Below are 19522 nucleotides of genomic sequence, written 5' to 3' on the forward strand. Positions count from 1 at the left end.
TCCGTATCAGTCAATTAATCCATTTTCATCATAAAAAGGAAAGGGGCCGGGATATTGGTCAATAAAGCCCTGGTGGGTCACCGTGCCGTGCGTGGCCGACCAGTGGTGTAATAGATACCCTGTGGGCTCTAGCTGAAAGTGTGCAGGGCCGTTTGGAGTGAGATCCAGACTAACTTGGTGGGAGACTCCAGGGCAGCTCATCGCAAGGGTATTCGCAAAGCGGGTCTGAATGCTTCGGTGCAAATGCCCACATAATACACGCTCAACCTGATCATGTTTGCGAATTACGTCGGCTAGAGCGTCAGGCCGATTCAGCGGCTGGCGATCCATATGGCCGATGCCACTCACAAACGGGTGGTGATGCACCATGACAAGAGTTGGTTTTTCCGGATGCTCTGCCAAGGTGGCGTCTAGCCATTGCAGGCTTTCATTACTTAGCTCGCCGTGGGGCTTTCCCGGTACCGATGAGTCAAGCCCTACCAACCGTACCGGATAGTCATCCACGACCCACTGCAAATAGTCCTGATGCTGAAATAGGTAGCGGTGGTCGGGAAAGGCGGCACGTAAATGCTGACGATCATCGTGATTGCCAGGGATCAGGTACACGGGCAGCGTTAATTCCGCCATGAGTTGCTTGAAGGTGGCGTACTCTTCAGGGTGGCCAAAATCGACTAAGTCGCCGCTGATCAGCACCAGAGCTGGTCTTGGCGTTAGCTGATTAAGCGTAGTAATCGCTTTGCGTAGTGCATTAGCGGTATCCACCTGGCGGTAGGAGAGCTTACCGCCTGCCTTAATGTGCGGGTCGCTGATTTGGGCAATCAGGCATTGTTGGTCGTTAATACCTTGCTGGTCATGAAACGGTGTCGAGGCGTTCCCAATGTGTTCAGCCATTAGCCAGTTCCTTGGTCGTGTCCGTTGTCGTCGTTTTCTCTGGGTGGAATAGCACGCTTGAAGGCAGGTTCAAGCCGATGTCTGTTCCGTTTGGCCAGCGTTGCCGCGAGGGCGCTTCAATTTGTAGCGGTGAAGCTCCTCCTGTATCCACCAGCAGCCGTTGGGACTGGCCTAGAAATATACTCTGTACCACCTTGCCCTTTATATCGGCTTGGCTTAGCGGTACTACCTGAATATCTTCAGGCCGGCAGTAAACTATGGGGGCTCCCTGCAAGTGAGGGGCGACCAGTTCTCCCCCATGCACGATTAATCCTCCATCGGATTGCATGCCGATAACTTCCAGGCAGTTAACCGCACCAATAAAGTCCGCTACAAAAGCATTGGCCGGGCGGTGGTAAATCTCCTGGGGCGTGCCCAGCTGGGCAATGCGGCCTGATTGCATGACTGCGATGCGGTCACCTAACGCCATTGCCTCGTCTTGATCATGGGTAACGTAAACCGCCGTAGTGCCTAGTTCTCGAAGCAACTGGCCAATTTCAATTCTCAGCCGATCACGCAGTTTGGCGTCTAGGGCAGCCAAGGGTTCGTCAAACAGCAGCACCTTGGGGCGAACGGCGATGGCGCGAGCGAGCGCAACACGCTGTTTTTGGCCACCGGAGAGGGCATCAATGCGCCGCCCACCAAAGCCTTGTAAGTCGACCATACGCATGACTTCGTCAAGCCGATGGGCGATCTCGCTACGTGGCAAACGCTTTATTTTCAAGCCGTAGGCAATATTGTCGGCAACGCTCATATTGGGAAAGAGGGCATAGTTTTGAAACACCATTCCCACGTCGCGCTTCTCAATCGGCAGAGCGGTGACATCACGCTCTCCAAACAGCACTTGACCGCCTTTGTCGGGGCTTTCCAGGCCGCTAATAATGCGTAGTGTCGTTGTTTTGCCACAGCCAGAAGGCCCTAACAGCACTAACGTTTCGCCCGCGTTGATGTGCAGATCCAGCGGCTGCAGAGCAGTGTTGCCGCCAGCAAAGGTGCGGCTGCATTGAGTAAGTGTAATGCTGACAGATGAACTCATATAAGTTTCTCGAATAAAGCAATTAGATGACTTTAAAGGTGGCTGGCGGTTCGATTGATCAGTGGCGCTGCTGGGTGAGTTTTCCTGCCCACTGAATCGCCACCAGCAGCGGCACCACCATGACTAGAAATATCAGCGTGTAAGCCGAGCCAACTTCGAGACGCATGGAGGCGTAGCTATCGGCCAAGCCGACCGGAAGCGTCTTGGTCAAAGGGGTGTGCAGCATCCAGGTAATGTTGAATTCACCAATGGATAGGGTGACCACCATTAATGCGCCCGCCAGAATGCCGCTCATACTGTTGGGGATGACCACTCCGAAAAAGCGTTGCCTGAAGCTGGCACCTAAGCTGGCAGCGGCTTCTTCCAGTTGGGGAAGTTTGGCGGTTTGCATCACGGAGAGCACCGCGCGCACCATAAAGGGCAGGGTAAACAGCACATGACCAACAAGAATGAACAGCCAGCTACCGCGAAACTCACGATAGCTACCGTAGGCTAGTAACAAGGCAAGCGCGGTGGCCAGCCCCGGCACTGCAACCGGTAGCAGCAGGAGTTCTTCAATCGCGTTGGCCCAGCGGCGTCGACTACGTAGCAGGCCATAGGCAGCAGGCACGCCAACCAAAATAGTGATTAATAAGCAGGCAAGAGCCAGTTTAATGGAGAGCCAGATGGTATCTGCATAGAGCTCCCATACCTCATTTACCCAGCGTAACGTCAGCCCACTCTCCAGGCCTACAAAGTAATTTTCGGTCAGCCCTGCCATCACAGACATGGCGACGGGCACCATCATGAACAAGCACACCAGCAGGGTGAAGCCCAATTGCAGCGTAAAACGAAGGCGAGATTTCATACCGAAGCCCCTAAGTTGCCGCCAGCCAGCCTACGGGCAAGGCTCAATGCCATCCAGGTGATCACGCCCAGTACCACCGAAAGCGCGGCAGCCATGGCGAAATTGGCGTAGTTGGTGAATTCACCATAGATATTGAGCGGTAAAATGCTTAATCGCGTGCCCAGGGTAAACGCCGTACCAAACGCACCCATGCTGGTAGCAAAACAGATAGCCCCAGTAGAAAGCAGAGCAGGTGCAATGCCGGGTATTATGACGTCTTTGGTGACCTGCCAAGTATTAGCGCCTAACGAGCGGGCGGCTTCTTCGATACTTTTGTCCAGGTTGTCGCAGGCCGCCATTACCGTGGTAATCACGCGAGGAATCGAAAAGTAGAGGTAACCTATAAATAAACCGGCCAGCGAGTAAGCGAACATCCAGCGCTCACCAAACAGCCATAGGCTGGCCTGCGCCAGCGCCCCTTGGCGACCACCCAGCATAATCACTAGAAATCCCACCACCACGCCTGGAAAGGCCAATGGAAAAGTGAGGATCGCCACCAAGGCTGCCTTACCAATAAAACGGTGACGAGCGAGGAAGAACCCAGCGAAGCCCGCTATGGCCACCGCCGTGATCGACACGACAAGCGAGATGCCTACGGTGGTCACGAGGCTAATCAAGTACTGACGATGGGTGAGAATGGTGAGATAGGCGCTGATGCCGCTGCTTCGGTCAACCTCGGCACCCATCACTATCAAGCGTGAAAAAGGCAGCAACCAGAAGGCGCAGAAGATGACCAGCGCAGGCATCAGCGCTAACAAAGCGATCAGTCTTTTACGCCTCGCTGGGCCTACGCTAGCTGACTGGGGTCTAAAGTAAGAAGCAGCCCCGGAGGGCTGCTTGGATGCCGCGGTCATGATTAACGCACCTCCGATAAATACCGCTCAGAGAAGCTGCGTTGTGCAGCCGCCATGGCGGTGTAATCGACGGCTTCTGCGCGGGCATAATCGCTATCCGGCAAGAAGACTTCCCGTGCTTCAGCGGAGATGGCGCTTTCACGTACGGGGCGTAAATAGGCGTCTGCCCATACCGCTTGACCTTGGTCAGACAGCACGAAGTCAAGCACCTGCTGGCCGTTCTCAGGATTCGGACCCTCTTTTACCAGGCTCATCACATAAGGAACGACCACGCTACCTTCTTCGGGAATCACAAACTCAACGTTAGCACCGTCGCTGTGGCGGGCACGGTAAGCGTTGAAGTCGTAATCGAGGAGAATCGGTATTTCGCCAGAAAGCACCCGCGCATAGCTAGTCTGCTTAGGCACAATGGGGTCGTTTTCGGCGAGCTCATTGAAGTAGTCGATGGCCGGGGTGAAGTCGTTAAGATCGCCACCCATTGCTAAGTTAACGGCGACCGCACCCACGTAGCCGACAAAGGCGCTAGCGGGGTCAAGGTAACCCACCATGCCCTGGTACTCAGGCTTGAGCAGATCTTCCCAGGAAGTAGGCACCGGCGCGCCGTCTAAGGCATCGACGTTAACCATAAAACCGAGCGTGCCGGAATGAATGGCGAACCAGTTGCCCTCAGGATCTTTCAGGCCTTCAGGAATCTCATCCCAGTGCTCGGGCTGGTAAGGCGCTACTACATCCTCTTCCATGGCTTGAATGCCAAAGGTCACACCGTAGTAGACGACATCCGCTACCGGACTCCCCGCTTCGGCCACCAACTGAGCTAAAGACTGGCCGGAGTTCTTATTGTCTTGGGGCACGCGAATGCCGGTTTCCTGTTCAATCAAGCGCAGCTGAGTTCCCCAGTCAGCCCATTCTGGCGGGCAGTTGTAGCAAATGGCACTATCGCTTGATTGCGCAAAAATGCTCCCTGACGCGCTGATAACCGTCGTGGCCAATACTGCTTGATAAAGATGCTTGAGATTCATGATGTGCTCCTCTATGAAGTGCCTAACTTGAACTTGCGAGTTGTCGGCATTCCGACACTCTCGCCCTTACGCAGCGCGTGGGGCAGGGGAGCAGGTGTGCAAATCTCTCCCCGAATCTTGGCTAGTAGAGTTTGAACCGCAGTACGCCCAATATCGGCGCGTGGCTGCTCAATAGTGCAAAGTGCAGGGTAAATGTGCTTGCCCAAGGCAATACCATCGAAGCCCATAACAGAAAGGTTTTCGGGGACGCTAAAACCCTCACGCTGTAGTTCGCCCATCAGGCTGATAGCGAGCAGATCGTTGGTACAAATCACCGCTGTGAGGGCATCCTCACCCGTTAATTCAGGCGTCAGGCTGTTTAGATCTGCTTGGGTATGGCGCTCCATTTCAACCAGTGGTCTAGGCGTGAAGCCAGCTTCGATCATGGCATGGCAATATCCCGAATATCGCTGTTTCGCACGGTCTGACTGAAGTAGCGGACCAGCCACCATGCCAATGCGTGAGTGGCCAAGGGCAAGTAAATGCCGTGTGGCATCCGTACCTGCAGCGTGGTTGTCTACGCCGATAGAGGTGAAGCCGCTATTGGCAGGTGGGTTATAGACCAATAGGCATGGAGTGGTTTCAAGCCTCAATTTGTCCAACACGGCGCTACTTCCAGCATCGGCGACAGTGAGAACTAAGCCATCAACACGTTGACGTAGCATTTCTTCGACAATGTCGCTTTCACGGCTTGGAGAGTACTCACTGGTTGTCACTAGCAATGAATAGCCACAGGCGCGTGCTGCTACTTCCATGGCCTGCAGTTGCTCCGCAAACACCGGGTTGTCGAGACTTGGCACCATCACCCCGATCATTTGTGTGGCTTGGGAGCGCAACTGCTGAGCAACTTTATTAGGCCGAAAGGCCAATTGTTTGGCAGCGTCAAAAACACGCTCTCGTGTAGTTGGGCGTACCAAATCAGGGTTAGAAAAAGCGCGTGCTGCTGTTGCCCTAGATACCCCGGCAAGTTTGGCGACGCTAAGTAAATCTGCCATGCACAATACCTGTCATTGATTCAATGAGATCGATCTCATTTATTAGGTATTAGCCTAGTGAGGGGATGTGACGAATAAATGTCGGGAATATGTATTTTTGACTTGGTTATGATGACAAGGTGCTTAATCCTTAGCGTCTTGAGCGAGACGAAGAAGAGAGCGTGTTTTCTTGCTCACATTGCGATGATTTATATAGGCCGCTAAAGTCTCGTTCTTAACTCGATGGGCAAAATATCGCCATGACCACACTGATGATTCAAGGCACCACCTCGGATGCGGGCAAAAGCACCGTGGTGGCGGGGCTTTGCCGAGTTCTCAAGCGCCGGGGTCTCTCGGTGGCCCCGTTCAAACCACAAAACATGGCGCTAAACAGTGCGGTGACCAGCGATGGTGGCGAGATTGGCCGCTCCACCGCGCTACAGGCCCAAGCGGCCGGCGTCCTTCCCCATAGCGATATGAACCCGGTACTGCTAAAGCCAGAAACCGACCGGGGTGCCCAGGTGATTCTGCGTGGTAAGGTGTACGGCCATATGGACGCGCTGGACTACCACGCCTTCAAACGCACCGCCCAAGAGAGCGTGATGGCAGCGTGGCAAGCGTTAGAGCAGCGCTATGATGTGATTATTGCCGAAGGCGCAGGCAGCCCGGCGGAAATCAACCTGCGCAAAGGGGATATTGCCAATATGGGCTTTGCCGAAGCCGCGGACTGCCCGGTGCTGCTGGTGGGCGATATTGACCGCGGCGGCGTGTTTGCTCAATTGGTTGGCACGCTGGCGCTACTGAGTGACAGCGAACAGGCCCGCACCAAAGGCTTTATTATCAACCGTTTTCGGGGCGATATTGCGCTGCTGGAGCCAGGGCTAGAGTGGTTGGAAGCGCGCACCCAAAAGCCGGTGCTGGGCACGCTGCCGTATCTACAAGGGCTGCTGCTGGATGCCGAAGATAGCATCGGCACCGTGCAGGCGGAGAAAGAGAGCCAAACGCTCAAGGTTATCGTTCCTGCACTGCCGCGCATCAGTAACCATACCGATTTCGATCCGCTTCGCCTGCATCCGCAGGTATCGCTTAGCTTTATCGGCCCCGATCAGCCCATTCCCTGCGCTGATGTGATCGTACTTCCCGGCAGTAAAAGCACCGCTAGCGACTTAGCCTGGTTAAAGCGCCAAGGTTGGGACGCCGCGATGACTCGCCACCTGCGCTATGGCGGCAAAGTGCTGGGCATTTGCGGCGGCTTTCAAATGCTGGGGGAGTGGGTGGATGACCCCGACGGGCTAGAGGGCACGCCCGGGAAAGTCGCCGGGTTGGGTCTGTTACCGCTGACGACACGCATGGTGGCGGGCAAGCAGCTTCGCAACGTGAGCGGCATGTTGGTGGGGGAAGAAGCAAAGGTAAAGGGATACGAGATCCATAACGGCGTTAGCAAAGGCTCCGCTCTGGACAATCCGCTATTCGATCTCGGTACCCACTTGGATGGGGCCATCAGCGAGGACGGCCAAGTGATGGGCACTTACCTACACGGCCTGTTTGATCATCCAGACGCCTGCCAAGCGCTACTCACGAAGCTTGGCCTAGCCAAGGCAGGCAGCGTAGATTACAACGCCCACCGCGAACAAGCCTTGGAGCGCTTGGCCGATACGCTAGAAGCACATCTGGATATTGACGCGATCCTGGCGTTAGTCAAATCTTAACGGAGGTTATTCCGCTGCAGTGTCTTTCGATGGACGTTTCGCCATCAAGGTAATTTCTACCGAACTGCCACCGCAAATGTGGGGTGATTCAGTACAAGTGCGCGCTGGGTAGCGCCCTGGCTCAAAAAAATTCGGCGTAGATGCTGTCTAGCGCATTGATCTGTTTTAGGTCAGTGAGGTGAACATCCACGCGAACCACATCCGCCAGACTGCCACCTTCTTGCTCTAGCATGCGCGCGAGTTCGCGCATCACTAGGCGGGTCTCCTCTTTAACATCGCCTCGCGCCGCTTCCCCGTTGGAAAGATCGGCCACCGTCAGGCCAGAAATAAACATATAGTGGTCGTCAACTACCATATGGCTACCCGGGAAACTGGGTTTTGGCAGGGTAGGGTCGTTGATGAACTGTGTCATGTGCTCTCCTTGGCAATGAGACTCAAATAAAGCAGCCTTGAACGTTATGACTTGCGGCTTGCAGAGTCGTTCAATTTGCCTGAATGATCAAAAAATCAGTGGCTGACGCAAATACTCTGCCAAAAAATCGATGAGTAGCCGCACCCTGATAGGTGTGTACTGGCTATATGGATACACCGCATAAATATCGGCATTTGGTAAAGCGTAATCAGGCAATAAGCGAATCAACTTGCCGGTTTTGACATGTTTCACCACGTCCCACTCTGCACGTACCGTGACACCCAGGCCTTGTAGCGTCCAGTGTAAAACGGTTTCACCATCATTGGCGCTTAGCGAGCCAGCTACTTTAACGTGGTGATGCTCATTCTCTTTGATAAATGTCCAATTACCGTAGGTATCATCGTTTTGGCGCAGAAACAGACAGTTATGGTGAGATAGTTCACGAGGATGCGCGGGCGTTCCTGCTTTTTTTAAATAGCGTGGTGCTGCGCATAGCCAGCGTTGATGAGTCACTAGCTTGCGTGCATGTAGCGTGGAGTCAGGCAAGTTGCCAAAACGAATACACACATCAAGCGAGCGCTCAATAAGATTGACTGGGTGATCGGTTAGGTAAAGTTGGCAGTCAATTTGAGGATATTCTCGGACAAACTGAGATATTGCGTCTGCTATATACTTTCGTCCAAAACCAAACGGAGCGTTAATCCGTATGGTCCCTTCTGCGCCAGTGCTCTGCTGGCGAATGGCACGCCGCATTGTGTCCATTTCGCGGCTAATTTTCTGTGCATATTCAAGATATAGCTGACCACTACTGGTGAGACTCATTGCTCTTGTGGAGCGAATAACTAGCTGACAACCCATGTTTTTTTTCAATTTGAGCTAGTCGTTTACTAGCTGCCGCCGAAGAAATATCCAGCGCTTTCGCAGCGTTTGAAATACTGCCTTCAGCGCATAGCAAAATAAAAAAAATCGAGTTCGGATACGCTACTCATTGTTAACTCTCAGGTTAAAACTAAATTAACTCTGAGTTTATTGCTGATGTCTGATGATGTCACCTAGGATGCGTTCAGGTTCACACAATAAGCCCTTAACAAGTAGGAGCATCTCATGCGAACACATAACGTTGCAGTCATTCCTGGTGATGGTATTGGTACAGAAGTAATTGGCGCTGGCAAAAAAGTGCTTGAAGCGCTGGCGAAGAAGAACGGTGATTTTACCTTTAATTTTGAGGAGTTTGATTGGAGCTCCCAGCGGTACCTGGATCAAGGCCAGTACATTCCTGAAGGTGGCCTTGAAAAATTAGCGACGTTTGATGCCATTTATTTTGGCGCGGTAGGCAGCCAGCAAGTACCCGACCATATTTCACTTTGGGAACTGCGGTTAGCCATTTGTCAGGGGTTTGACCAATACGCCAATGTGCGTCCTGCTCGCGTTTTACCAGGCGTCAACAGCCGGTTGCAGCATGCCGATAAGATTGACTGGGTCATCATTCGTGAGAATAGCGAAGGGGAGTATTCAGGCAACGGTGGGCGCGTTCATCGTGGTTTACCGGACGAAGTAGCGACAGAAGTGTCGATTTTCTCTCGCAAAGGTATCGAGCGTATCCACCGCTTTGCCTTCGAGATGGCCCAAAGTCGGCCCCGTAAGCAGCTTACTCTGGTTACTAAATCCAATGCTCAACGTCACGGTATGGTGCTGTGGGATGAAATCTTTTTTGAAGTGGCCAAAGAGTATCCCGATGTTTCCATTGACCGTGAGTTGGTGGATGCGGTGACTACGCGCATGGTGCTGAAACCTGAAACGCTTGACGTGGTGGTAGCGACTAATTTGCATGCCGATATTCTCTCCGATTTAGCCGCTGCGCTTTCAGGCAGCTTAGGGATTGCTCCTACGGCAAACCTCAATCCAGAACGTCAGTTCCCCTCGATGTTTGAGCCCATCCACGGCTCTGCCTTTGATATTGCGGGGCAGGGCATAGCCAACCCTGTGGGTTCTTTCTGGACCGCGGTCATGATGCTGGAGCATCTGGGCGAACAGTTAGCCGCTGAGCGTCTTATGGCAGCCATTGAGCGTCTAACGGCTTCAGGATTACAGACCAAGGATCTTGGAGGTACGGCTACTACCCACGATGTCACTCTCGCTATTTGTTCTGATATTGAAAGCCAGGCGTAAGCAATCGTCATGAACATTTTGATAGCGCCAGATAGCTATAAAGGATCGCTTAGCGCGACTGAAGCCGCTGCAGCCATGGCGCGTGGTTTCAAGCGCGGCTGCCCCGATGCTCAGATTACTCAATGCCCGCTTGCTGATGGTGGAGAAGGAACATTGGATGTTCTGTTAGTCAGCGGTTATGCCACGCGGCAAACGCGTTCTGTCATTGACGCATATGGTCGTGAGCATCAGGCGGCGTGGGGGTGGGATGAGCAGAATGCGACGGCATTTATAGAACTGGCGCAGGCAAGTGGGTTATGTGCTGATATGGCGAGCAAGCCAAGTGCTGTGGAGCGTGCTAGCACCTTTGGCGTTGGCCAGCTTATCCGCGAAGCGCTGGACAAACAGGTTCAGCATATTGTGCTGACGTTAGGAGGAAGCGCTACCAACGACGCCGGTGCAGGCATGTTAACGGCCTTAGGCGCACAGCTTCTGGATGCAGAGGGCCACTGCCTGCCTTTAGGAGCCGCCGCACTGGAAAGGGTTCAGCGCGTGGCGCTGGATGCGCTAGATCCTAGGCTTGCCAGCGTGTCATTTACTGCTGCGGTGGATGTTAGTAACCCTTTGCTCGGTCAAAACGGGGCCACCGCGATTTTTGGTCCACAAAAAGGAGTCGCAGCTGGCTCGGTCACAAGGTTGGATCGCGCATTAGCGAACTTTGCACGGTGTCTTTGTCTGGCGCTGGATAAGCCATTGGTCGATTTTCCTGGTGCGGGCGCGGCCGGGGGAATGGGGTTCGCTGCCCAGGTTGCGTTGGGTGCCGAGCTAACGCCTGGTATCGAGCTTGTCATGAGGCATTGCCAATTTGATTGCCTTTTAAAGAAATGCGATTGGGTGGTGACGGGAGAAGGTCGGCTAGATGGGCAGAGTCTTGCCGGGAAAACGCCTATTGGCGTCTCTAAAGCAGCGGCGGTACAAGGTGTTCCCGTCGTGGTGCTTGCAGGCAGTTTAGGTGACGGCTGGCAGAATGCCTATCAAGCGGGTGTTACTGCTGCATTTTCACTGGTAGACGGCCCTGTCTTATTAGTGGATGCCATCGCTCACACCAACAAGCTGATTGAAGATCGCTGTGAAGCGTTGGCGCGATTAATGACGGTGAATCAAATAAATAACCTACCCAAGGAGGTGTTTTCTCACGCTAACTCATGATGACTTTATTCTTTTCTACATAACGAACGCAGCATTCATAGCAACAGTGACAACAACAACATTAATGGAGTATTCCTATGAAAACGTTCACAACACTTTTAACGAGTGCATTGTTCACTGCCGTTGCGGGCAACGCCCTTGCTGATGATCGTAGTGATTGGCCAAACAGTCTTACGATTGGTACCGGTAGCCAAGGTGCGACCTATTACATCTATGGCTCGGGTTGGGGAAATATAGCCAGTGAGGCGACTGGCGCCAATTTCGGAGCAGAGGTCACCGGTGGGCCAGTCCAAAACGTGACGCTAGTGCAAATGGGTGAACACGAGTTCGGTATGGTGACCATGGGGCCTGCTTACCAAGCTTGGGTTGGTGAAAGTGCCCTGGCTCCAGGTGTCGAGCATACTGACATTCGGGCAGTATTTCCGATGTACCAGACCGCCCTTCAGGTGATTGCTCTAGAAAGTTCCGGAATTGAGTCCATCGCTGATTTAGATGGCAAAACGGTGGGGATTGGCCCTGCTGGCGGTACCGGGGATCTGTATTATCCCCAGCTTTTTGATGCTTTAGGTTTGGACGTCGAGACACGTAATGCCGGAGCAGCCGATCAAGCGGGGCAGGTACAGGATGGATTGCTAGATGCGTTTGCCTTTGCTTCTGGCATGCCGGTATCTGCATTTAGTCAGCTAGAAGCTCAGGCTGATGTCAATATTTTCTCGTTTTCCCCCGATGAAATCGCCGTATTTGCCGAGCAGTTCCCTGAACTGTCTGCTTCCGTGATACCTGCCTCTATTTATAGCAGCTTAGAAGAGGATACCTCTGCGGTATCGCTGTGGAACGTTGCCATTACGCATAAAGATATGCCTGATTCGCTGGTGTATGAAGTGACGAAGGCGGTGATGGAGAATAACGACCGGATGATGCAGGTACATGGCGCTGCTATTGAAACTCTACCTGAGAACGCTAAGCACAACGCTTTTATTCCCTGGCATCCGGGAGCTGTCCGCTGGTTTGAAGAAAATGGCGTAGAGATTGACGACGATTTGAAAGGTTAATTAAAACGGCATATTGCGTGCGGGTATAACTCGCACGCCTTCATCCCCAGGCTCAGTCGGCCTAGAAGGTAGGACAGCATGAGTAACAATACTCCAGAAGTGCAGCCCATCATCCGCACCGATAGTGTGTCGGATGTGCCCGTTGCCCATAATGAACGGCTGCTGTCCGGGATGACCGGCAGCATTATTTTCCTTGCGTGTGTTTTGTTTACCTCAATGCACCTATATGCCTTGAATGTCTCGCCCATCGAGACTTGGACATTTCGGATACTTCACGTTGCTGGGGGCTTGGTAGTTGGGTTTGCTTTAACTGCCGCTGTGACGCTTGAACGTGACACCCAGGTCCATCGACGTTCACCCACTGAGTGGCTAGCGTTAGCTATTAGTGGTACTGCTCTTGGTTACGCAGCGCTATGCATGGTATATGCCTGGTGGTTGCGAGATATGCAGGAAGTTGCATCAGTGACCGCGCCCTTATATCAGCTTAGTTGGGCATTAGTCATCGCTACGACATGCGCACTTCTCAGTAGTTGGACGTGGCGCAGTGATGATAAACATATTCACTGGGCTGATTGGATTTTGATGGTGGCTTCTATTTTGGTCGCTGCTTACTTAATCTTTGTTATTGATCGCTGGCGTATGGTGGCAGGTATGCCACTAGTGGGCCAAACGGAACTGCTTGTGTCCGTTGTTGGTGTTGCGTTGATTATGGAGTTAACGCGTCGCGTAGCGGGGCTAGCATTGATTGTCATCACCGGGGTGTTTTTGGTGTATGCGTTTGCTGGACCGTTACTGCCTGGCATTCTTGAGCATCAGGGCTATGGCGCACCGCGCTTCTTCTCCTATCTCTATACCGACAATGGGATTCTTGGCCCGACAACGGCGGTGTCGTCAACGTATATCATTCTATTCATTACCTTTGCCGCGTTTTTACAAGCGTCCAAGGTGGGTGACTACTTTGTCAATTTTGCCTTTGCTGCAGCGGGGCGCTCCCGTGGTGGGCCTGCCAAAGTAGCCGTCTTTGCATCTGGTTTAATGGGGATGATCAACGGAACGTCTGCGGGCAACGTGGTAGCCACTGGTTCGCTGACTATTCCGCTCATGAAGCGTGTGGGGTATCACCCGCGCAGCGCAGGGGGGATTGAGGCGGCCGCGTCTACGGGCGGACAAATCGTACCGCCCATTATGGGCGCTGGTGCCTTTATTATGGCTGAAATTACCGGTATTCCTTATACCGATATCGCCATTGCCGCTTTAATCCCTGCCGGGCTCTATTTTCTATCTATTTATTTGATGGTGGATCTGGAGGCCCGTCGAGATGGCATGCAGGGCTTGGCAAAAGACCAACTGCCTGTTTTTAAAGATATGGTGAAGCAGGTCTACCTATTTTTACCCATCATCATTCTGGTTGGCACGCTTTTCATGGGCTACTCCGTCATTCGTGCGGGCACGCTGGCCATGATCAGTGCAGCGGTAGTTTCCTGGTTCACTCCTCACTGGATGGGACCTAAAGCCTTGCTTAATGCGCTCTCCTTGGGTGCCCGTATGGCAGTTCCATTGATTGCCGTATGTGCCTGTGCGGGCATTATTGTAGGGGTGATCTCATTAACGGGCGTTGGCGCGCGGTTTGCTTCAATGCTGCTAGGCATTGCTGATGCTAGCCACTTTCTAGCGCTCTTTTTCGCTATGTGTATTTCTATTTTGTTGGGAATGGGCATGCCTACGACAGCCGCCTATGCCGTCGCGGCTTCCGTGGTAGCCCCCGGATTGCAGCAAATTGGTATTCCGCCGCTGGTGGCCCATTTCTTTGTTTTTTATTATGCCGTGCTCTCTGCGATTACCCCGCCAGTGGCCTTGGCAGGCTATGCAGCCTCTGCCATTGCCAATACGGACCCTCTTAAAACGGCCATGACGTCGTTCAAGTTCGGGCTATCTGCGTTTATCGTTCCGTTTATGTTCTTTTATAGTCCTGCACTGTTGATGGAGGGTCACTGGTGGGAAATCCTCCGGGTAGTGATCACTGCGAGCATTGGGATTTACCTGCTGGCGGCGGCGGTACAAGGCTACTTTATGAGTGGACGCACGAATGTTTTGCAGCGCCTGATTCTTCTATTAGCAGCGCTGGCGATGATCGCCGGTGGCTGGATGACGGATTTATTGGGTATTGGGTTAGGAAGTATCGTACTGACAACGCAGCTTGTCGCCTCTCGTTCAATGGCAAAATCTCCCAGTTAAACTGGTGTCATCACGCGCTTTGCTCTACGCTGGCGGGCTTTTATAGCTCGCCAGCGCTTGTTGTAAGGTAAAGAAGTGGCGGGGTGATTGAACGCAACGAGAGAGCGTTATGAAGGTAGTCCATGTAAGTCAGAGTGAGCCGCGTGATGCGTGTTTGGCCAAGCTATGTGCTGAGGTGTATGGCCAGCAGGCAGGCCTAACGCCGCTGGTAGTGTTTACCGGTACTAAAAATGTACTGTTTGCCCAAGAAGGCGCACGCCTTTTGGCGGGCGTAGACGGTGCTGGAAAGCCGCTGGCGCTAGCCCTGCTGGTGCTTGATGAAGCGGGCGAGGGCATGACCGTGACTCACGCCTGGGAGTTTGCAAAAGGTGCAAAAGCTCGTTTGTTGAGCGAGCTCAGTCTGAAGGCTCCGCTGCGCATCGATACGCAGGATGAAAAAGAGAAAGCGTTCTATCAGAAGTGCGGCTTCAAACGCTGGTTCGCGGCGGATAATGGCCAGCATATTGGGCTGTCGGCGCGCCATCCTGCCAAGAGCCTTGAGGCGCTATCGCCCACGTTAGCACTGGATGAAGCACTGATTTTGCGTCGTTTTAAACACGATGCGGCTGCGTTTGCTCAGGCTAAAGAGGCATTTTTAACCGGGATCAATAATGTGCCTGCGACGCTTTAAGGCAACGCGACGTTCCATTATTCGCGACTAGCTTGCACGCTGTTGTCATGTTCTCAATAGCGTGGCTAGGGCACGTGATCAGGGAGTAAAACGCTATCGTTTGTCGAAGGTTTGGAATACCCCACCCAAGCAACGGCGTTGGGTGGGCAAACGCTACTTCGCCAATTCGCGCATAGCGGTTTCCAGCCCTTCCAGCGTCATCGGATACATACGCTCGTCGATGAGCTCGCGAATGAGCGTGGTCGAGTAGGTGTATTCCCAAGTGCGGGGAGGCATTGGGTTAAGCCAGGCTAAACGGGGGAATTTCTCGGTCAAGCGTTTGAGCCACACGCCGCCGGCTTCATCATTGAAATGTTCGACGCTACCGCCAGGATGGGTGACCTCATAAGGCGACATGGCGGCGTCGCCGACGATGACCACCTGGTAGTCCGCGCCGTAGGTGTGCAGTACGTCCATGGTAGGGATACGCTCGTTGCCACGGCGCAGGTTGTTTTTCCAGACGCCTTCGTAGAGGCAGTTATGGAAGTAGTAGTGCTCTAGGTGCTTGAACTCGGAGCGTGCCGCAGAAAAGAGCTCTTCGCAGACGCGAATGTGGTCATCCATGGAGCCGCCCACGTCCAGAAACAGCAGCACCTTGACCGCATTGTGGCGCTCCGGGCGCATCTGGATATTGAGCAGCCCGGCATCGCGGGCGGTTTCGCGAATGGTACCGTCCACATCGAACTCGTCCCGAGCGCCCTGGCGGGCGAATTTGCGCAGCCGTCGCAGGGCCATTTTGATGTTGCGGGTGCCCAGCTCCAGCGAGTCGTCGTAATCGCGAAAGCGTCGCTCGTCCCATACTTTGGTGGCGCGGCGGTGGCGGGAGCCATCTTGCCCAATTCGAATGCCTTCCGGGTTGTAGCCGTAGGCCCCAAAGGGGCTGGTGCCGCCGGTGCCAATCCACTTGTTGCCCCCCGCGTGGCGCTCTTTCTGCTCTTCCAGGCGCTTCTTGAAGGTCTCGATGAGCTCTTCGAGCCCGCCTAGCGATTCGATCTTGGCCTTCTCCTCGTCGGTGAGCTGTTTCTCGAATTCGCGGCGCAGCCACTCATCGGGAATCAGCGCTTCGATGGCGGCGTCCATGTCCTCAAGGCCCTTAAACCAGGCCGCAAAGGCGCGATCGAAGCGGTCAAAATGGCGCTCATCTTTGACCATCACCGTACGCGCCACCTGATAAAACGCCTCCATATCGGCAAACACCACGCCGCGCTCCACCACCGCGTGAAGGTCCAACAGCTCCCGCAGTGAAACGGGTACGCCTGCGCGTTTGAGGGTCTCGAACAAGCCGATGAACATGGCTTAGCGCCCGCTGTTTTTCTGGCGGCGCATCATGAACGCCAGGCGTTCAAGCAGGTGGGTATCCTGCTCGTTCTTGACCAGCGCACCGGCCATGGGCGGCAGCGCCTTGGCGGGGTCGCGATGGTAGAGCGCTTCTTGCGCCAGCTCATCGGCCATCAGCAGCTTGAGCCAGTCGACCAGCTCTGAGGTTGAGGGCTTTTTCTTCAGCCCTGGAGCGTTGCGCAGGTCAAAGAAAACCTCCAATGCTTCGCTGACCAGTTTTGGGGCAATGTTCGGGAAGTGAACATCCACAATCGCCTGCATGGTTTCGCGGTCGGGGAATTCGATGTAGTGGAAAAAGCAGCGGCGCAGAAAGGCATCCGGCAGCTCTTTTTCGTTGTTGGAGGTGATGACAATGATCGGGCGCTTTTCGGCGCGGATGGTTTCACCGGTTTCGTAGACGTGAAACTCCATGCGATCCAGCTCTTGGAGCAGGTCGTTGGGGAATTCGATATCCGCCTTGTCGATTTCATCGATCAGCAGGACCACTCGCTCATCAGCGGTAAAGGCTTCCCACAGTTTGCCGGGCTTGATGTAGTTAGCGACGTTTTCAACACCTTCTACGCCCAATTGGGAGTCCCGCAGGCGGCTCACCGCATCGTACTCATACAGCCCTTGAGCGGCTTTGGTGCTGGATTTGATGTGCCAAGTGATCAGCTTGGTGCCGAGGGATTCTGCCAGCTCTTCTGCTAATAAGGTTTTGCCGGTGCCTGGCTCGCCTTTGATCAGCAGCGGGCGCTCAAGTACCACGGCAGCATTCACCGCCTGTTTAAGCGCATTGGTTGCGATATACGAAGAAGTGGAATCAAACGCCATAGTGGGCCTCGGCTTATTGGAAGCGTGGTGAATATCAGATTCAAACAAGTGTACGTGAGGCTGGTCGCCCAGGCCAAGCGCCGTCCGCTCTCAGGCCTTATTCGGCGGCACGATGCCTTGGCGCTGCATTTGCCGATACACCGTTGGCCGTGAAACCCCCAGCTCGCGTGCCACGGCGCTAATGTTCCATTGGTGTTGCTGCAGCTGAATGAGGAGTTGGCTATCGGCGGCCTCGTTTTCAGGCGCGGTGATGGCTGGCGAGTGGGTAATGCGCTGGCTGAGGCACTGTTCGGGCAGGTCGTGTACGGTGATTTCGTCGCTCTCGGCGGTGACGAGTGCAAACGCCAGGGCGTTTTTAAGCTGACGAATATTGCCGGGCCAGGCGTAGGCAAGTAGGGCGCTGATGGCGTCGGCCCGCAGCTAGGGGCGGAGCTTCCGCCGCGTTCGCTCACCACATCGCTGAATACTTGGCGAATCACGTAGAGCTTGTCGGCGCGTTCGCGCAGCGGTGGTAAGCGCAGTTGGGCACCGTTCAGGCGGTAGTAGAGGTCTTCACGAAACTCTCCCTGCGCAATCATGGTATCGATATGGCGGTGGGTAGCGGTGATCACCCGTATATCGACCTTTTCGGGTTTGTTTGCCCCTAGCGGCATCACTTCCCGCTCGGCCAGTACCCGCAGCAGGCGGGTTTGCAGCGCCAGCGGCATATCGCCGATCTCATCTAAAAATAGCGTGCCGCCGTGGGCCTGGGGAATCAGCCCGCGCATACCTTTTGCCCGCCCGCCGGTAAACGCGCCGGGTTCGTAGCCGAACAGCTCGCTTTCGATCAGTGCTTCGGGAATCGCCGCACAGTTCACGGCAATAAAGGTGCCTTTGGCGCGGTTGCCGCTATCGTGCAGCGCACGGGCGACCACTTCTTTGCCGGTGCCGGTTTCACCGCTGATCAGCACGTTGACACTGGCTTCGTTACGCAGCCGTTCGGCCAGTTTCTGCACTTTGCGTATAGCGGGGTCGTCGGCCCCCAACCGTTCTAGCGCTGTTGGCAGCGAGGAGGCGGGCTTTCCGAGTGGTGCGATGCGCGGCCTGCGCGGCTCCAGCAGGCTAATAAAGTAGATGGCGTTGCTGGCGCGGGCGCGAAACGCCCTGAGCTGGTCGTTGGTCGCGCTGTTGATACTCAGCACATCGGCAATTTCGCACTCAAACAGTTCGCTGAGCATCGGTGCGTGTTGAGCAGACCACGGCGGCCAGCGCTGTTGGTGCGTACTGATCAGTTCGCGGCCGACGGCATTGGCGGCAATCACTTGGCCGTTCTCTTCTATCGCGATCAGCCCACGCCCATTGACGTGGACAAACTCCCGCGAGGTATCCAGGCGCACCATCAAGCAGTCGCGGTAGCGCTGCAGAAAGTAGGCGTCTTCGATCATGCGGGCGTAGAGCGTCACCAGCGAGAGGCTGAAGTTCTGGCTCTCATGCTGGGTGGGCGATTGCAGCGCAGAGATATCCAGCACGGCCATCACGTTGCCTTGCGGGTCGGCGATAGGGGCAGCCGTACAGGTCAGCGAAATATGCGTGGCGTCGAAGTGCTCCTGGTGGTGGCAAATGATCGCTTGGCGGTCGTGCAGACAGGTACCTACGGCGCAGGTACCCGCGAAGCGCTCGTCCCAGTCGGCTCCTAAATAGAGGCCCGCTTTGCGTAGCTGCTGGTCCTGGCTGGGGTTGCCGCGAAACTCGACGGTGATGCCCCGGTGGTCGGTGAGCAGCAGCACGTAGCCGAGCTGGGCGATTTGCCCGTAGAGCTGCTCGACCCCGGCGCGGGCGACGTGCAGCAGCTCATCGACGGATTCCCGGTGCTCGATCAAGGTTTGCTGGGGCACCACCCGGGCAGGGCGTGGCTGCGTGGGGTCGAGTTGGTACTCGTTGAGGCAACGTAGCCAAGAACGACGGATGGTGGCCTGCGCCGGAAGTTGCGGCATATCCAGCCCTTCACCGAGCTGGAAGATGTGCTCGATATGCTGGCGCTGCACGGAGGCCAAGCGTGTCGGTGGTAGTGATGGCGTTGGCATGGCGAATCCACACACAATTATTGTTGTGCTTCCAGCCTATGCGCTTTGGCGGTGGTGTCAACGAGGCTATGTTACGCCGTTAGTCGTGCGTTACAC

The 19522-nt window shown here is 54.6% G+C and carries 17 protein-coding genes and 1 pseudogene; 6 read left to right on the forward strand and 12 right to left on the reverse strand.

Annotated elements, in window-relative coordinates; all coding sequences use genetic code 11:
• Positions 1 to 6 precede the first annotated feature (6 nt).
• The 6 genes from A3220_RS09645 to A3220_RS09670 are packed head-to-tail and all read right to left on the reverse strand — an operon-like array spanning position 7 to position 5759.
• The gene (locus A3220_RS09645) at positions 7 to 891 is read right to left on the reverse strand and encodes a phosphodiesterase (protein WP_174524462.1); all 885 of its coding nucleotides are present in this window, start codon (positions 889 to 891) and stop codon (positions 7 to 9) included.
• On the reverse strand, positions 884 to 1966 hold the full coding sequence (locus A3220_RS09650) for an ABC transporter ATP-binding protein (RefSeq protein ID WP_062374619.1): 1083 nt from the start codon (positions 1964 to 1966) through the stop codon (positions 884 to 886). Before A3220_RS09650 ends, A3220_RS09645 begins: the two co-directional genes overlap by 8 nt.
• Before the next feature lie 58 nt (positions 1967 to 2024).
• Complete coding sequence (locus A3220_RS09655; protein WP_062374621.1) at positions 2025 to 2813, reverse strand: ABC transporter permease subunit; 789 nt, start codon at positions 2811 to 2813, stop codon at positions 2025 to 2027.
• Positions 2810 to 3706, reverse strand: a complete 897-nt coding sequence (locus A3220_RS09660; protein WP_062374623.1) for an ABC transporter permease — start codon at positions 3704 to 3706, stop codon at positions 2810 to 2812. Before A3220_RS09660 ends, A3220_RS09655 begins: the two co-directional genes overlap by 4 nt.
• 2 nt (positions 3707 to 3708) lie before the next feature.
• Positions 3709 to 4725: an ABC transporter substrate-binding protein gene (locus tag A3220_RS09665; protein WP_062374625.1), complete on the reverse strand. Its 1017-nt coding sequence runs from the start codon at positions 4723 to 4725 to the stop codon at positions 3709 to 3711.
• Between the two features lie 11 nt (positions 4726 to 4736).
• Positions 4737 to 5759: a LacI family DNA-binding transcriptional regulator gene (locus tag A3220_RS09670; RefSeq protein WP_062374627.1), complete on the reverse strand. Its 1023-nt coding sequence runs from the start codon at positions 5757 to 5759 to the stop codon at positions 4737 to 4739.
• Positions 5760 to 5998: 239 nt separating this feature from the next.
• On the opposite strand from A3220_RS09670, the gene A3220_RS09675 reads away from it, so the two are divergent.
• On the forward strand, positions 5999 to 7447 hold the full coding sequence (locus A3220_RS09675; protein ID WP_054645377.1) for a cobyric acid synthase: 1449 nt from the start codon (positions 5999 to 6001) through the stop codon (positions 7445 to 7447).
• A gap of 121 nt (positions 7448 to 7568) precedes the next feature.
• Here the strand turns inward: A3220_RS09675 and A3220_RS09680 are convergent, their stop codons facing one another.
• From A3220_RS09680 to A3220_RS18310, 3 genes are all read right to left on the reverse strand, one after another.
• Positions 7569 to 7859 (reverse strand): RidA family protein, encoded by a 291-nt coding sequence (locus tag A3220_RS09680; protein ID WP_354702735.1) that lies wholly within the window; start codon positions 7857 to 7859, stop codon positions 7569 to 7571.
• Between the two features lie 87 nt (positions 7860 to 7946).
• Positions 7947 to 8681: a LysR substrate-binding domain-containing protein gene (locus A3220_RS09685; protein ID WP_062374628.1), complete on the reverse strand. Its 735-nt coding sequence runs from the start codon at positions 8679 to 8681 to the stop codon at positions 7947 to 7949.
• Positions 8665 to 8814, reverse strand: a complete 150-nt coding sequence (locus A3220_RS18310) for a LysR family transcriptional regulator (RefSeq protein WP_164834382.1) — start codon at positions 8812 to 8814, stop codon at positions 8665 to 8667. The genes A3220_RS09685 and A3220_RS18310 overlap by 17 nt, the downstream gene beginning before the upstream one ends.
• Positions 8815 to 8963: 149 nt before the next feature.
• On the opposite strand from A3220_RS18310, the gene A3220_RS09690 reads away from it, so the two are divergent.
• The 5 genes from A3220_RS09690 to A3220_RS09710 all read left to right on the forward strand — a co-directional run bounded on the left by A3220_RS09690 (position 8964) and on the right by A3220_RS09710 (position 15173).
• Positions 8964 to 10028 (forward strand): tartrate dehydrogenase, encoded by a 1065-nt coding sequence (locus A3220_RS09690; protein ID WP_054645378.1) that lies wholly within the window; start codon positions 8964 to 8966, stop codon positions 10026 to 10028.
• A gap of 9 nt (positions 10029 to 10037) precedes the next feature.
• Positions 10038 to 11216 (forward strand): glycerate kinase, encoded by a 1179-nt coding sequence (locus A3220_RS09695; protein ID WP_062374630.1) that lies wholly within the window; start codon positions 10038 to 10040, stop codon positions 11214 to 11216.
• A 77-nt stretch (positions 11217 to 11293) separates the two neighbouring features.
• Entirely contained in the window at positions 11294 to 12268 is a 975-nt protein-coding gene (locus tag A3220_RS09700; RefSeq protein WP_044630410.1) for a TAXI family TRAP transporter solute-binding subunit, read from the forward strand.
• A gap of 171 nt (positions 12269 to 12439) precedes the next feature.
• A complete protein-coding gene (locus tag A3220_RS09705; RefSeq protein WP_252860451.1) occupies positions 12440 to 14503 on the forward strand; it encodes a TRAP transporter permease in 2064 nt (687 codons plus the stop codon).
• A gap of 109 nt (positions 14504 to 14612) precedes the next feature.
• On the forward strand, positions 14613 to 15173 hold the full coding sequence (locus A3220_RS09710; RefSeq protein ID WP_062374633.1) for a hypothetical protein: 561 nt from the start codon (positions 14613 to 14615) through the stop codon (positions 15171 to 15173).
• A gap of 153 nt (positions 15174 to 15326) precedes the next feature.
• On the opposite strand, the gene A3220_RS09715 is transcribed toward A3220_RS09710, so the two are convergent.
• The 3 genes and pseudogenes from A3220_RS09715 to A3220_RS09725 all read right to left on the reverse strand — a co-directional run bounded on the left by A3220_RS09715 (position 15327) and on the right by A3220_RS09725 (position 19426).
• Positions 15327 to 16505, reverse strand: coding sequence for a VWA domain-containing protein (locus tag A3220_RS09715; protein ID WP_062374634.1), 1179 nt, complete (start codon positions 16503 to 16505; stop codon positions 15327 to 15329).
• A 3-nt stretch (positions 16506 to 16508) separates the two neighbouring features.
• A complete protein-coding gene (locus A3220_RS09720) occupies positions 16509 to 17363 on the reverse strand; it encodes a MoxR family ATPase (protein WP_062374636.1) in 855 nt (284 codons plus the stop codon).
• Between the two features lie 90 nt (positions 17364 to 17453).
• A pseudogene (locus A3220_RS09725) lies at positions 17454 to 19426 on the reverse strand (sigma-54-dependent Fis family transcriptional regulator).
• Between the last annotated feature and the right edge of the window lie 96 nt (positions 19427 to 19522).

This window comes from Halomonas sp. KX33721 (assembly GCF_001596805.1).
Lineage (GTDB): Bacteria > Pseudomonadota > Gammaproteobacteria > Pseudomonadales > Halomonadaceae > Vreelandella > Vreelandella aquamarina.

Bases quoted from the DNA above. Each gene is read 5' to 3' on its own strand.
- A3220_RS09720 (WP_062374636.1), bottom strand. From the start codon at position 17,363: ATGGCGTTTGATTCCACTTCTTCGTATATCGCAACCAATGCGCTTAAA.
- A3220_RS09665 (WP_062374625.1), bottom strand. From the start codon at position 4,725: ATGAATCTCAAGCATCTTTATCAAGCAGTATTGGCCACGACGGTTATC.
- A3220_RS09680 (WP_354702735.1), bottom strand. From the start codon at position 7,859: ATGACACAGTTCATCAACGACCCTACCCTGCCAAAACCCAGTTTCCCG.
- A3220_RS09645 (WP_174524462.1), bottom strand. From the start codon at position 891: ATGGCTGAACACATTGGGAACGCCTCGACACCGTTTCATGACCAGCAA.
- A3220_RS09695 (WP_062374630.1), top strand. From the start codon at position 10,038: ATGAACATTTTGATAGCGCCAGATAGCTATAAAGGATCGCTTAGCGCG.
- A3220_RS09690 (WP_054645378.1), top strand. From the start codon at position 8,964: ATGCGAACACATAACGTTGCAGTCATTCCTGGTGATGGTATTGGTACA.
- A3220_RS09715 (WP_062374634.1), bottom strand. From the start codon at position 16,505: ATGTTCATCGGCTTGTTCGAGACCCTCAAACGCGCAGGCGTACCCGTT.
- A3220_RS09660 (WP_062374623.1), bottom strand. From the start codon at position 3,706: ATGACCGCGGCATCCAAGCAGCCCTCCGGGGCTGCTTCTTACTTTAGA.
- A3220_RS09670 (WP_062374627.1), bottom strand. From the start codon at position 5,759: ATGGCAGATTTACTTAGCGTCGCCAAACTTGCCGGGGTATCTAGGGCA.
- A3220_RS09655 (WP_062374621.1), bottom strand. From the start codon at position 2,813: ATGAAATCTCGCCTTCGTTTTACGCTGCAATTGGGCTTCACCCTGCTG.
- A3220_RS09675 (WP_054645377.1), top strand. From the start codon at position 5,999: ATGACCACACTGATGATTCAAGGCACCACCTCGGATGCGGGCAAAAGC.
- A3220_RS09700 (WP_044630410.1), top strand. From the start codon at position 11,294: ATGAAAACGTTCACAACACTTTTAACGAGTGCATTGTTCACTGCCGTT.
- A3220_RS09650 (WP_062374619.1), bottom strand. From the start codon at position 1,966: ATGAGTTCATCTGTCAGCATTACACTTACTCAATGCAGCCGCACCTTT.
- A3220_RS09710 (WP_062374633.1), top strand. From the start codon at position 14,613: ATGAAGGTAGTCCATGTAAGTCAGAGTGAGCCGCGTGATGCGTGTTTG.
- A3220_RS09705 (WP_252860451.1), top strand. From the start codon at position 12,440: ATGACCGGCAGCATTATTTTCCTTGCGTGTGTTTTGTTTACCTCAATG.
- A3220_RS09685 (WP_062374628.1), bottom strand. From the start codon at position 8,681: ATGAGTCTCACCAGTAGTGGTCAGCTATATCTTGAATATGCACAGAAA.